The sequence below is a fragment of the Paenibacillus sp. FSL H7-0756 genome (assembly GCF_038006765.1).
In the GTDB taxonomy this organism is placed as follows: Bacteria; Bacillota; Bacilli; order Paenibacillales; family Paenibacillaceae; genus Paenibacillus_AQ.
In genome coordinates this window covers 2082100-2096364 of record NZ_JBBOVT010000001.1, presented here as the reverse complement: position 1 = coordinate 2096364, position 14265 = coordinate 2082100, and the positions used below count along the sequence as shown (strand labels likewise).

The window sequence follows — 14265 nt, the reverse complement described above, 5'->3', positions numbered from 1 at the left end:
TTTTAATAAACGCCTTCTTCTCCTATTTTCTTGGACACCTTGTTGACGGTCATGACCATAATCAGGCCCACAATCGACTTGAAGAAGCCGATGGCTGTACTGTAGCTGAACTGCCCTTGCCGCAGACCGGCGGTGTAGACATACGTATCGATAATTTCCGCAACCTCGCGGTTCATGGAGTTGAGCAGCAGGTAGACATGCTCGAAGCCCAGGTCGAGAACGGAACCGATTTTCAGAATAAACAGGGTAATAATTACTCCCCGGATGGCCGGAAGCGTAATATGCCAGACCTGTCTGAGCCGTCCGGCTCCGTCCATACGCGAAGCTTCATAGAGCCCCGGATCAATAGCCGCAATGGAAGCCAGATAGATAATCGTGCCCCAGCCTGCTTCCCGCCAGATGACCTGAAGGATATACATCGGCCGGAACCAGCCCGGACTCAGCAGGAAATTGATCTTGGCGAATCCGAAGTAAGCCAGCAGCTCGTTGATAATCCCCCCGTCCATCGTCACCATGACGAAGGAGATCGAGACGACGATAACCCAGGACATGAAGTGCGGCAGATACACCAGGGTCTGGAAGAATCTTTTGAAGAAGGTGCCTCTGAGTTCATTAAGCATCAGGGCCAGAATAATCGGAATCGGAAAATAAATCAGAATATTCATACCGAACAGAATCAGCGTATTCGCCAAAATGTTCAGGAAATCAGGCTCGGTGAACAGCCGGCTGAAATGCTTCATGCCCACCCATTCGCTGCCGGTAATTCCTTGGTAAGGCTTGTAATCCTGGAAGGAAATAATCAGTCCGTACATCGGCAAATATTTGAAGATAATGAAATACAGCACGCCGGGGATCAGCATGACATAGAGCAATTTGTTACGCCACAGCCGCTTCTTCAGCTCACTGCTGCTCTTATATTTCTTCGGCATGGGTTCGGGAACTACGCGGGGCGGGGCGGTTACTTCCTGCATGATTCTCTTCCTTTCTCTGTAAATTATTCGCTGGTTGAAAAAAGGCTGCCGGAGCGCTAACCCGGGGCAGCCCACTTCCTGTTCAGTCCGCTGCTATAGCGGCTGTGCTGTGCTTATTTTTTATACGCGGCATTATATTCTTCGATGATCTTCGCCCCGCCCCGGCTCTTCCAGTTCTCCACTTCCTTCTCGAATCCGGCCTTATCCAGCTGACCATACATGTACTTGTAAGTCGCATCCGCAATAATCTGCTGAAGCTCTACGCCCTTAGACGTATAGGTTGCCGAGTCGAGCGCCGCCGTAGGATCTGCGACCCCGTATTTCACGTTCTCCAGTACCAGCTCCTCCGCATGAATCCGGCCCGGCAGCACGTTCAAGCTCTGGTACATGCCGTTCGTTTCATATTCGCCGATGACGCTGTCCTTGAAGCCTTTGACCTCACGTTCGATCAGCTCTTTATTGTCGGTCGCTTTGGCCTTGCCGTCCACGACGGTGTAGTGTGTGCCTTCAATACCCCAGTACATCAGATTGGCTACCTCAGGGGTCATCATCGCGTCGAAGAACTTCAGAATCTTCTTCAGTTCCGCCTCATCCTTGACTGCCGATTTCGGGAACAGCACTACGTTGTTATAGCCGGGAATCATCCACTGGGCGAATTTGCCGTCAGGTCCAGCCACCATGCTATGCGTATCCAGTACGGCATCCGGCACGTTCTTGATCAGGTCCTTGTTCAGAGAATCGATGTCCTGCATCGAACCGCCGATATAGAGCCCGGCTTTGCCACTGGTAAACATATTGACCGCATCCGTCTTGCTGGTTGCTGCGAAGTCCTGGTTCATGTAACCGCCTTCACGCAGCTTTTTGAAGAAATCCATAGTATCGATATATTGTGGAAAAGTGAACTCCGGCGCAAGCTGGCCGTCCTTCTCGGCCCAGTTGTTCGGGGTGCCGAACCAAGAGGAGACGGTTTTGAACGCACCATACACCAGCTCGTTGCGGTCAACAACACCGATGGTATCCTTTTTCCCGTTGCCGTCCGGGTCCTGCTCGGTAAAAGCCTTAGCCATCGCGAACAATTCCTCCGTGTTGGCCGGTGCTTTCAGTCCCAGCTTATCCGCCCAATCCTTGCGGTAGATGATGCCCTGGCGGGCCAGCGGACGGCCGATATACAGGGTATACAGCTTACCGTCTACCTTGGTGTTATTCAGGATCTCCGGCTTCAGCTTATTCAGGTTAGGGAATTCGCTGAGCAGCGGACCGATCTCCCAGAACTGCCCGTCCTTGATCGCTTCCTTCATCTGCAGGAAGGTCGTCTGGTTCTTCAGGTACGTCACCTGCGGCAAGGAGCCGGTGGCGAACGAGGAGTTCAGCTTCTCCTCATACGTATCGGCTGGGAAGAACTGGTAGGTCAGCTTCGTATTCGTCAATTTCTCTACTTCATTCTTGATCGTATCCGGTGGAGTATCTGTCGTATTCAGCGGTAGCATAATCTTGATCTCTGTCGGCTTCTCAGGCTCTGCGGTGGCCGGGTCCGTAGTTGCGGTTGTGTTGGTCCCGGTGCTGGCGCCCGGGTCTTTCGTAGCTGCCGCCTCTTTGTTGTTGTTACCGCCGCAAGCGGACAACATGCTGAGTGTCAGCAGCGAGCTTAGGAGCAGGGTGAAGGATTTTTTCGTCATTCCTTTTTGACCTCCGTTTAACTTGTATTGGTTACAAGCCTCACATTACGCTCTGCACTGGATTACGAAAACAATCATTTGCTCATAAAAGCGGGCGGGGCGCGGGGGTGTGGGTTAATGATTATCGTGTGATGGGGGGATAGGCCGCGGAAAAACCACTTATGGAGCGGCGGGGGCGGGGGGCGGGGGGCTGAGGTGGAGCGGGACTGCGCTGGCAGGATGGGAGCTACGGCGGGCGGGACTGCGTGAGCTTTGGACTTCCGGCCGCTGTTAGGTTTGGATTTCCTGATTTGGACCGCTAGTTGCGGTAGAAATCCAAACCTAAAGGCGGACGCTCCCACTCCTCCAGTTCCAAACCTCCCTCCGTCCCTTTCTGCCGCTCCAGACTGGGGGCTTTCAAGGCCTATCCTTGAAAGGGGGCAAGGGAAATAGCCCCGCTGCTTCGCGCGGCGGGGCTTTGAAGTATGCTGTGTGTAGCGGGCGAGGAAGAAAAGGATAGAGTGAAGGTGCTGTAGGAGGCCGGATTGGGTCAGCTTTTGCTGCCTTAGGTGGGCTGAATAGGATTAAAGGTGAACAGTCTCGCTATTACTCAAAATCCTGCACAAATTACAACATTCCTCTTCATAAACTAACCATTATCAAAAAATGTTGCAGAAAAAGCAGCATTCCTTCTCTTCTAAGCCGCCCAAAGAGAAAATTCCTGCATTTCGTGCAACATTCCTTTGTAGTGTCCTGATATAGGCGATCCAAAGATGCATTATGTGCAACATTTTAATGAAATAGCTTAATGGGCATCGCTTTACAGATCATAGTTTGGTGCGTATTCAAAACGGATAGACAACTTTCCTTCCGCATCGTATCCCCAATATGCGAAGACATATGAATTGGAAAATTTATCTGTAACCTGTTCTAATTTTGCTGCCTTAACGGCTTCAACGTCGCGAACATCCACTAGCCAACCACTTAAATTTTCGATATACCAACCATATTCATTGTCGGCGCAATCATTTCCTTCTCCTGAATCAATCACAAATTCTTTTCCAATCTCACGTGCCTTTGAAATCACGTAATCAATATATTCGTCACTTGACTCCAAAACCTTCCCTCCTACGAATTTGACAATGTGTAGTTGAAACAAGTAATCAAACCTTCATCTAATATCTGCCAAAGTAATCATCTGAAAACTCTCCATCTATATTGTAATCAACATGATAATAGAACAGTTGAATACCCGTTTTTGGATGAACTAAGTCATAACAAATTCTGAAGTATGGTATCTCTCTGTCACTACTGTTAATAGAGATGTTCACACATTTATACTCTATCAATAAATCCGAATATTTTACTCCCTTTGGCAAATTTCCCTTCTCAACTTTTAAAAAATTGATCGAAGATTTACTTACAATTTCTTCGAGTATTTTACGGGTAGAACTATTAATTTTTTCAAATTCAAACCTAATCGTCTATACTCCACATAGACTTGACCTTTCATTAGTCCCTTCCTTCCCCTTTACCATTATTCCTTATTTTATTCTGCACTTTTATTGTTGTTAGCTTCATTTTTTGGCTGAAAAGATAGACCAATTATGAAGGAGATCATCGACTTTTTGTTGCCACATAAATATACTTATCATGGACACAAAAAGTGGGGTGAAGCGATGTCGTCCAAAAAGATGGGGCGTCCACTATCTGACAATCCCAAAAGTGAATTGATTCGGGTCCGTGTCGATCAAGAGATTCTGAGTAAGCTTGATGCTTGCACCGAAAAACTCCAAACGACCCGTTCCGATGTGATCCGCAAGGGAATTGAAAAGGTGTTTGACGAGCTCCAAAAATAAAGAAGGAAGCAGCGTAAGTCCCGAGAAGAACACCGCTACTTCCTACCACGCAACCGCTTGGATAAGCAGACTGCATAAATATCCTACCATGTGCAGGAATCTCATTCAAGCGGTGCGATGAACATAATGGGAGGACAAACATGAAAACAATTTTGGAAGCCCTGTACCATGGGAAGCTTCAACCCAATATGACTATTGTGCCGTCACATCCAGAATATCGTTATGCATGCAAACAGGTGGCAGCAGAGACACAGCAATGGCGTGAACGGTTAGGGGAAGAAGTGTTTCGAGAGCTAGAGGAATATTTGGACTTGTGCGACAGCGTGAACAGCATGCAAGTGGAAGCTGCCTTTCTTGAAGGGTTCAGGTTAGGAGCAAATCTATTAATTGAAGTTACAGGCGATCGGGAAGCACTATTATCTTAAGGGGCATCCATCTATGCGGAGAATACGGTCAATCACAGGCCGGATTGCCCCGGATTCAATATTATCAGTGATAATTATCTATCAGGAGAAGTGAGGCATTAAACCAACAGACCAACATTTCGGAGCTTCAGCGCGATATCGTCTTCATGAACGGCAATATACTCCGCGAAGGTGCCAATTCTGTTTCTTCTGGTCGGGCCGTAGATTTCAATACCTACCCTGGATTTCTTCACCTTGTCCCCCACCTGGGTAATCACACCTGAGGAATCGTTGCCCAGGATAAGCGGAATCAATAACATCCGCAACCTGCCCTCCCGGATAAGTCGATCGATTTGATACTTGACGCATGGATTTCCGCAAGCACCTCATACTCACCAACCTCGGATATAGGGCGGTCCGCTAACCGAAGTAGGGTTTTTCTGTATTTCTCGATAACGATTTTTGCTTTCATGATCGAGCCTCCTGTTGTTTCTCATAGAACCGTTCAATGAACTCGTCGATATGATTGACCACATTTTTCAGCGTCCCGGGGTTGGTTCTAACATCCATAAAATAATAATTTTTGGCTCCTCCTCTCTAACCATAATGATTCCGGCCTCTCTTTGAATTCTAAGATGATGGGATACCGTCGGCCGCGACAGATGGGTTAGTTCTGCAATCTCGCCTACACGCAGTCCGTTCGTACAGGTAATCTCCATAAATGTGGTAATAATCGACTGGCGTGTACATTCCCGATACCGACAATATTTCCGGCACATCTTGAAATCTTCCTTGATTACTTGGACAGCTTGCTGCTTGTCTATACCACTCACCACTTCCCATTCATTTGCTCGTTCGAAAAAGCGATTCAGTTAATCATTCATCTCTCATTGCAACTACGGAAGCCCCAAACATATTTTTGTCTGGGGCTTCCGTTAAATCTCTCTATATAGATCCATTTAGCTACAAACAGGCAGAATCATTTATCTATTGCGCTTATCCCAAACCATTCTTAATAATTTCGGACTATAGAAATAGCCAGTAGGGCTTCCGGGCCATTGCTCTAATCCCTTACTTTGCATATAATCCAACACCACCTGAAATGATCCTAATTCTGTTAACTCTTTGGTTTTTCTATTCCGTTCATAATATCTGAAGCAGTCCACATTTTTACAAAATAACATATCGGCGCGAGATGAGACACTATCAATCCATAGCTCTTGATGACAGTGTGGGCAAAATACAGCATGTCTTTGCATTATTTTATTTAATATCCTCATATACTCCTCCTCTATCTAATCCAAACCGAATATACGACGGATTTGTGCAAATTCTTTCTCCGTAAGATACTTACCTCCCACTCTGGAAGCAGTGCCTGAACTTTTTAAATCCCATGCACCAGTAGTTATATTTTTAAACAATAAAAATCCTCTTTCCGTCCCTTCAAGGAAATCCTTGTGACCCGAAATGTTATCCGCTGTCATCAGAAACTGCTTGGTAATCTTGCCACCATCAAACGCTCCAATAATAACATCCTGGGTTTGTGAAGCCTTTTGCAAAAGCTGGACACTCTCACTTTTGGCCGACGAGAATGCAAAGATGCTCTTGGCCCATGTCCATGCCTTTTTGGCTCCGGTCTCAATCACATCGACAACTTTCGGCGCTTTGACCACGACCCCTTCAAGTCCAAAGGTTACGAAATTCAAGCAATCACTATCATATGCACATCCAATAAATGCATCTGAGATTCCTGTCTTGTCGCCTTTAATATAAAAGGAGTCTTGGGGATACCATTGTCCGACTACCTTCCCTGCATCATAAACCTTTCTCCCAAAATTTACAGCGTTGCTGTCTTTAACATAATTCTGGCCCGAGCCGCTTCCGTTGCATTCCCCCGGATGGGAGTAGTATTTTCCGTTAACCGTTGCAGAGCACCAGTTTCCCGTAGGGTCAGCATATATTACAGGGTTATTCTCGGCATACGTATAAAGATTTAGACTCAGCGGATTGTTGATATCTCCTGTGTAAGTATCCTCGTTCAGGAACCGCCCTAGACTCGGGTCATAATAACGGGCACGAAGGTAATACAATCCAGTTTCTTCATCATAAATTTCCCCGGCATATTTAAAAGAGTTGCTGATTCCTTGGGTCTGGCTGAGTATGTTCCCCCATTCATCATAGGTATACATGTTTACCATTACTCCGCTGCTGTCGACAATTTGTACTACATCACCGTGACCATTGTACAGATAATAATAGTCCTTGGGGTTTGCTGTCGAGATATCTCTTTTAATCAGCAAACGGTCTCCTCTAATATATATTGCCTTCTCCCCTGTGCTCTTACTTTCGGAGATAATCTCACCTTTAGAATTGTAATTGTATCGGACTGTTGCTACTCCTGTGTTCTTCTGATACCTCAAACCGCCCGGAAGATAATCAAAAGTAGTTGCCCCTGTGTCCTGGTTAACTCCAGACAACTTGTTCTCCAGGTTATAGGTGAAGCTTCCGCTTTCTAACCCAGTGTATGGCACAACCGTAGTAGAGTAAGCTGTTAACCGATTTCCTTTCAGATCATACGTATAAGCAACTTGCGTTTGATCTGGATGTATAGTTAAAGTCAAGCGATTTAGCTTGTCATACGTATAGGTTGTTGTCCTATTGCTTCCTACTCCCTTCAATGTTTCTGTAACAGATTTGATATTTCCGTTATTGTCATAATCATAGATATAAGAAGAAAGAATTTCGGTTCCCTTTTTATTTTGCAAGGTCCATAAACGGTTTAGCTTGTCGTAGCTATATTCTGTTCTTAGTGAACTTCCATCGGCAAACGCAGGATAGTTAATACTTTTAAGCTTTCCTGCCGCATAATATTCATAGATGGCATTCGCATTTGCATTGGAATTCTCAGCAGAGTTACCGTCTGTCTGTACTTTATTTAGGCGCAGCTTGTCATATTTATAATTAGTATAGAATCCTCCCGTTACACTATCAGAACCGTACAAGCGGGTAATCCGATCAGCCGGATCATAATTTAGGTTGATGTAACTGGTAAATGTACCAGCTTTTGTACTCAAGGCAATCAAACGCTTTACAGTATCTGTCTGCGCAGTTTGCGAGGATGTTAGCACTCCATTTAGATAGATCTCATTTGTATCAGAAGTTAACGTACTGCTGCCAAAAATATACCTGTTTTGCTGGCTGTTCCCGCTTAGTCCGGTGATCATTTGATTAACTAGTTGATCCCGTTCATCATACTCCAGATTAATTACGCTGCCGTTCCGATCAGTCTCTACTCGCAGCAGCCCAAGATTATTATACTCCTGACGCTGGCTGCTCGAATTATTGTCGGTTGTACTGGATGGAAGCCCTATCTCATTGTATATGCTGCCTAATAAACGTACTGGCGTTCCGGTATCACCGTTTTTGACGGATGAATCGGTAATTTTGCCATTAATATCGTATTGATAGGAGGTAACTTGTCCCAGTGCATCCTTGAGCGAAGTTAAGCGGTTTAACCCATCGTAAGTATATTTTACGGTTAAGCCTTCATTGTTCACATTGTTATTCGGATCGATATAACCGGTAGTATTGCCGGCAATATCATAACTATAGGATTCGGAAATCGGTTCATTCTGAGCAGGCCAATCCTTATACGCTTTATTGGAGGTTAATTGTCCCCACTGATCGTAGCTTTTCTCCACGTAGCTCGTCTTTACAGCCGAATTACCCACATTATTCCGGTATGTTCCTACATCAGCGGCCGCAACAAAGTAGCTGATTTCCTTCCTCTGCTTCGTTTGGTACTCGTTGACGTATAAATTGCCATAAGTATCTGATGCTTCTTGTTGTTTCCCCCAAGCATCATATGCCACGGTGGTTACATTGCCAGCCGGATCAGAAATATAGACTGCACGTGATAAATCATCAGGATGATATTGCGTTACAGCTCCACTATCCACCATTTTACTTAAACGGAGAAATCCCAAACCATCATAATATAAAAGCTGGTTGGATATATTCGTCACAGCTCCGCTGGCGATTTCTTTATAAACCCGTTTGTAGCTGACCTGAAGCAGTGGTATATCGGAATTCACACTATCAAAACCATAATAGCTGGACCCATAGGTATTGCTGTATTGGTACTGGTCCTCAACCGAATATTGCTTGCCGTCCAGATTCGTAATTGTTGGATAAACAATGGATATAGGGCGTCCTAATTGATCGTACATATATTTTGTTTTTTTTCCGGCAGCATCAGAAAGCTCCAATAAATACCCCATTGCCGGATCATAAATCATCGATTGCCGGGTATTTAAAGACGTTTGTACGCCGCTTGCCGAAATATTGGTAAAGTATCTCTGTACATCCGACGGATAGGCATAATTAGTATCTGACCCGTAGCTGGTAACTGTTTTAGCGGTTAAGCTATTCTGCATAGTTTTGATTTCTGTCATTTGACTTACTTTATTGGGAGCCTGGGTTGTATATTCATATGAATAACTAGTCATCTCGTTTTGAGGATTGGTATACGATTTAACCCGCCCGTTGCTCTCATATTTATAGGTTTCACTAACTGGAGCAGAACTGTTCTGAAACCATGACTTGGACTGAAGCTGGCGGTATAAAGGTTCATAATTATAGGTTGTTGTATATTTGGCCTTGAATGCGGCATCGTTGTTTTGCTCAAGGTTGAGTGGCTTTGTTTGGCTTAAAATCCCTCCCCAATCCGTATACGCCGTTTCAGAATATAGTTTGACTGCCGTGCTCTCTGTGTCTCCTTTTTCATATTCGGCAAAGGCCACTTGCGTAGGAAGCATAGTATAAATAGGATCAAAAGCTGTATTTGTCTCCAGCTTCTTTTCCCCGTTTGCAGCCTCGGTTAGATTAGACAGACTCTGCTGCTGCCCATTATAAGTGTGTGTTGTAGAGTACCTATTCATTAGAGAATTACTGTGAACAACAGAAGTAGAGGAGAATGTATAACTTGACGGAGGATTGGCCCAATACGAAGGATATCCTGTATAGTCTCCGACAAAGGAGTAGCCCGCCTGATTGTATTTGATGCCATTGATCTCATCGTCCCTGCCCGTTACTCTGCACTCCTCACCTAAGCCTCCACTTCCCAGATTACGTTGTGCAACCTCAAACTGATAGTTGGTCGATGAATTCGGATAAACAACTTGAACAAGATTCGCGTAGAAACTATAGCCAGAAAGTGAATCGAAATATTTCTTATTGTAATCATACTTGGCGTTATTGGCAAAATCATAACCTAAAAATCTACTCCCGAATTCCTGATTTGAGATTTGCCACAAATAGGGGGCATTACCATCCGGATTTCCGTCAAAGGTTAAACCGATGCGTCCTTTATTAAGGATGACCTTCCGCCCTACAGCCCCATTAGGAGCACTTACAGATATAGTTATCTTCTCTCCGTTGAAGTCAGCGTTGTTGAGATTGGATTCGTAAGTGAAATTCACGGTCCGGTTTAGGGTATCCTTGATTGCGGAAATTACTTTATACGTCTTACCATCATAAATCTGCCGATCGATATGCTCGAATTTTATTTCATTTCCATATCGGTCAACAATGCCGAGCAGTCGTCCATCGTCTGCGAAATATTCTCTCTTCTTATTGGCATACTCCAGATAATATGAAGACGAAGCTTGTCCATTATTATAAGAACCGTTATCCTGCATAAACTGCAGATCCTTGCCTTGGTAACCTACCAAATGGGTGAAACTGCCTACTGCATCAGACGCTGCAAGGTCAATGCGATATATCGAACCCTGTCCGTTATGATAGTACAAATATCCGTCTTCGGACTGAACAGAAGGAAACTGGAAGGACCATCCAACACCCAAATCATATCTGGATATTAGATAGTTGTATTTCTTCAAATAACGATATTCTGAATAGCTTCTCATATAGCCAAAAGCCTGATTAGAGTTATACATTACACCTATGTTTAAATCCAATCCGTCCCGTCCGGGAAGACTGATCTCTGTTTCTTTCCAGGTTAAGGAGCCAGAAGCCGGATCAATAACTTCGCTGGACAAATTGTGGTCGGAATATTGCTGTTTATTAGTTTGATTAATCAGTTGCTGGGTGATCAGGCCATCAAATACATTATTTGCAGTAGCAGCAAAGGAGGCCAATTGGAGGTTGCTCTCTATCAAAGCTTGGTTGGTCTGTATCGGGCTGTCTCTATAAACAGCACTCTCTACAGTATATGTATCCCTTAAATTTAGCAGGACTGAAGAATTCTGATAGACATCGGCATCAACAGAGGCTCTGCCGGATTTACTGCCGGACCCAATATCTGCTCTAATCCCTTCCCAATCTTCCTTCGTAGTTAATTTCAAATTCAGCAGTTCAAGTGGTGTCATGGTGCTCTCTCTGGAAAGGAAATTTATCCAGTAAACATCCTCAATGCTGGCACCAGCTAACGCAAGTTCCTCGATTTGCCGCTTCGTCAAATCTGTACCTGGCTGTAGAGTTGATACTGTAAGCGGGGATTTAGCAGATATCAGTGAACGGTCCTTTTGAAGAGTCATAGCCTTGATCGACTCTATACTTTGCAGAAGATTTTGGTCGTACACAGCCCCGCTGACCACTGCAAATGCTTTTGGAGGTATTTTGGACAAATGCTCAGTGGCATTGAGTGAAGATTCTGCAATGAAACTGGAGTCCTCAGGAGAAGAATTCGCTATGTTTGCATTTGACTCAGCATGTACAGGTACTTGGGGAACAGTCAGCGCTAAACACAGTAATAACAGTAGAAATCTAAGAATAACCTTCTTATACAATTTCCATTCCTCCAAATGAGTATAAAATCTTGAAAACATCGCTTGTTTCTTTATCCCTTACTTGTCCCACTGCCCTTTTGTAGCTTTGTAATGAGAGATAGAACTTAATTCCCTCCCTCACCTCTTCGCCTCCATAATATGATTTTCAAAAAAGCCGACTCTCATTTCAATCTTTTTGTAAGCGCTAATATAAGTATTATTTCTATAAATATTTAGAAATGCAAGGTGTTTTGTCACCACAAAATTAAAACCCCACCACAATATCCTGTGACAGGGTTTCAAAATTCTATATCTTCTTGTATTTCCTGATTGAAATAATTTAGTATATAGATCAACATCCTTTTCCCCGCTCCAAAGCCTTGCTAGACAAGTATTAGCTTCAGACCACTCCATGAACAGACTTTTCCAATACTCGACCTCCTCAGCATGCTCCCTTACCCAACTTAAATCCGCATAACCACTTATGTAACCCAAAGCCCCCTCATAGTCACCCTGTTCATCACAAACATTCCCCCGCAGCAAATCACTGTATGCAATGTAGAAGAACAGCGGTCTGCCGGGGAGCTTGGGAGACTCGGACATTCGCCGTTCAGGCCGGACCTCCAGCTCATTTGAATTCTGGCTTTGTGACCCATCTTGGCGGCGCATTCATCGACCTTGTCCCAGTGCTGTACGGAACGATATGTATTGGCGAGTTCCTTCAGTGCATCCAACTGATCAACTTCATCCAACCGTTCGACAAAAGGCTCAAACCGGTTCGCTGCCCACAGGTTCCGGTTCTGATCATCACTGAGCGAAATGATAAAAAGCCTGAACTGGCATAGTGCCAGCCGTCCCGAATGCTGATAGCGTTCGGCTTCGGCGACAATCTCGTAGATTGCAGCAGCGGCATCCTTTTTACCGGCCATAAATAATTCTTCTGCTGTCTCAAACAGCAGGGGCGCATACATCAGGTTGTCCATAATATGGCGGGCCAGGCGCTGGATACTGTCCAACTTATTCAGGTCAGCACAGCGGAGCAGCAGCGGTCCAATCCTTCTCCAGTCTGAGGAACCACGAATAATATAGTCATCGATATACAAGTCATAGAAGTAACCTTCCTCCTGTCCCATGGCCTCGGTAATCCGATCCAACTGCTGCATGGCAATAGGCCGGTGCCCGCGAAGGATATTGCTGAGTGTCCCCGAATGAAGCTGAGAACGCTTGGCGAATTCCGTAATCGACAATCCCTTCTGCCGCAAATACTCCTCCAGTTCCGATAACATCGTAGTCGTTGCCTGCAAGTCCTAACCACCCTCCCTTCTCAAATTGTCATTTATAGAATAAAATCCCTTTTATGTTAAACAAAATACACCAGTGGTCGATTCATTAATCAAGTACTAATTATGTATTTTTCCTAAACTTTAAAAATTTGGCATTACGATTGCCACTATTGGTACAAGGGCCATCCTCCTCACATTCATAAATAGAGTAATGCATAGTTTCGGTCACAAAAAAGACCTTGAGGATAACCGCCCCTCAAGGTCTATGAATCATTAGTCAAGTTCGTTAAGCCAATACCCCGATTTTTCTGTAGCAGGTAAGGACTTAAGTAAATCTAACATTTCTTGCTTTTTCAGCTTAAGTGCATCTTGTAGCTTTTCAGGAACTATATCTCGTATATCCTCTAACATACAGCATTCTTCAAACAATTTAACTATTTCCTTAATGGCATTATTTTGTCCTAGTAGTTGTGCTACATATGGACGATAGAGATACGCATATGCGTCTTCAAGAGTTAATGCCCCATTAAGCAAGGCATCAAGCATTCCAATATTTAATATACATAAAAACTTTTGAATTTCATCTGAATGCTCCAATTCAATTTGTAAATTCAATAGATCACTCCTTATTAGGGGCATTGGTTAAGGAATATGATACGGGTGTGATGAGGGTTACTTTCTTATAACGTATGCCTCAGATTCATTCGGCACTGGGTGAAGTTAGAAAATAACTCAAGCAACACCCTCATCAGAGCATGGCTTCATTTTAATTTTTAAAGTTTGATACATATTCACACCCAATAGATAAATTCTCTTTAACATCATATCCCCAATAAACGAAGACATAGCAATTATCTCTTGCTTGTTCAGCAATACTACTTTGAGAGAAACGCATACAATGAGTAAAAGAAAAACCTTGAAGAATTGCTTCCCCAAGGCCAAACAAACTATCATTCAGTATCTGCCAAAGTAATCATCCGAAAATTTACCATCAATATTATAATCAACATGATAATAGAATATTTGAATTTCCGTCTTTGGATGAACCAAGTCAAAACAAATTCTAAAATAAGGAAATTCTCTATCAATACTATTCACAAAGATATTCACACATTTATACTGAATCAATAAATCTGAATACTCTAGCCCTTTTGGTAAATTCCCCTTCTCATCGTTTAAAAAGTTGATTGAGGACTTAAGTAAAAGGTCTTCAAGTATCTTACGAGTTGAATCTTTGATTTTTTCAAATTCATAAATGCGATTAAACGTCTGTTCTATTAATTTCAAATCCATCTCTATCGTCAA

General features: G+C 44.0%; 10 protein-coding genes and 2 pseudogenes. 2 read left to right on the top strand and 10 right to left on the bottom strand.

What is annotated here, in order from left to right; genetic code table 11:
- Positions 1 to 2 precede the first annotated feature (2 nt).
- The 3 genes from NST04_RS09365 to NST04_RS09355 all read right to left on the bottom strand — a co-directional run bounded on the left by NST04_RS09365 (position 3) and on the right by NST04_RS09355 (position 3743).
- Entirely contained in the window at positions 3 to 971 is a 969-nt protein-coding gene (locus tag NST04_RS09365; RefSeq protein ID WP_445321824.1) for an ABC transporter permease, read from the bottom strand.
- 113 nt (positions 972 to 1084) lie between these two features.
- Positions 1085 to 2647: an extracellular solute-binding protein gene (locus NST04_RS09360; RefSeq protein ID WP_341184020.1), complete on the bottom strand. Its 1563-nt coding sequence runs from the start codon at positions 2645 to 2647 to the stop codon at positions 1085 to 1087.
- A 799-nt stretch (positions 2648 to 3446) separates the two neighbouring features.
- The gene (locus tag NST04_RS09355) at positions 3447 to 3743 is read right to left on the bottom strand and encodes a hypothetical protein (RefSeq protein ID WP_341184019.1); all 297 of its coding nucleotides are present in this window, start codon (positions 3741 to 3743) and stop codon (positions 3447 to 3449) included.
- Positions 3744 to 4233: 490 nt separating this feature from the next.
- Between NST04_RS09355 and NST04_RS09350 the strand changes: the two genes are divergently transcribed.
- Positions 4234 to 4485, top strand: coding sequence for a CopG family transcriptional regulator (locus NST04_RS09350; protein ID WP_341026872.1), 252 nt, complete (start codon positions 4234 to 4236; stop codon positions 4483 to 4485).
- A 140-nt stretch (positions 4486 to 4625) separates the two neighbouring features.
- The gene (locus tag NST04_RS09345) at positions 4626 to 4910 is read left to right on the top strand and encodes a DUF6809 family protein (protein ID WP_341184018.1); all 285 of its coding nucleotides are present in this window, start codon (positions 4626 to 4628) and stop codon (positions 4908 to 4910) included.
- A 113-nt stretch (positions 4911 to 5023) separates the two neighbouring features.
- Here NST04_RS09345 and NST04_RS09340 read toward each other — a convergent pair.
- From NST04_RS09340 to NST04_RS09310, 7 genes and pseudogenes are all read right to left on the bottom strand, one after another.
- Positions 5024 to 5361: pseudogene (locus tag NST04_RS09340) on the bottom strand (alcohol dehydrogenase catalytic domain-containing protein); the annotation flags it as partial.
- Positions 5358 to 5722: pseudogene (locus NST04_RS09335) on the bottom strand (ArsR/SmtB family transcription factor). The pseudogenes NST04_RS09335 and NST04_RS09340, both read right to left, overlap by 4 nt.
- A gap of 150 nt (positions 5723 to 5872) precedes the next feature.
- Positions 5873 to 6169, bottom strand: coding sequence for a hypothetical protein (locus NST04_RS09330; RefSeq protein ID WP_341184017.1), 297 nt, complete (start codon positions 6167 to 6169; stop codon positions 5873 to 5875).
- 15 nt (positions 6170 to 6184) lie between these two features.
- Positions 6185 to 11698, bottom strand: a complete 5514-nt coding sequence (locus NST04_RS09325; protein WP_341184016.1) for an RHS repeat domain-containing protein — start codon at positions 11696 to 11698, stop codon at positions 6185 to 6187.
- Positions 11699 to 12159: 461 nt separating this feature from the next.
- Positions 12160 to 12981 (bottom strand): helix-turn-helix domain-containing protein, encoded by an 822-nt coding sequence (locus NST04_RS09320; protein ID WP_341184015.1) that lies wholly within the window; start codon positions 12979 to 12981, stop codon positions 12160 to 12162.
- A 252-nt stretch (positions 12982 to 13233) separates the two neighbouring features.
- Positions 13234 to 13575 (bottom strand): DUF3969 family protein, encoded by a 342-nt coding sequence (locus NST04_RS09315; protein ID WP_341184014.1) that lies wholly within the window; start codon positions 13573 to 13575, stop codon positions 13234 to 13236.
- A 339-nt stretch (positions 13576 to 13914) separates the two neighbouring features.
- Positions 13915 to 14253: a hypothetical protein gene (locus tag NST04_RS09310; protein WP_341184013.1), complete on the bottom strand. Its 339-nt coding sequence runs from the start codon at positions 14251 to 14253 to the stop codon at positions 13915 to 13917.
- Between the last annotated feature and the right edge of the window lie 12 nt (positions 14254 to 14265).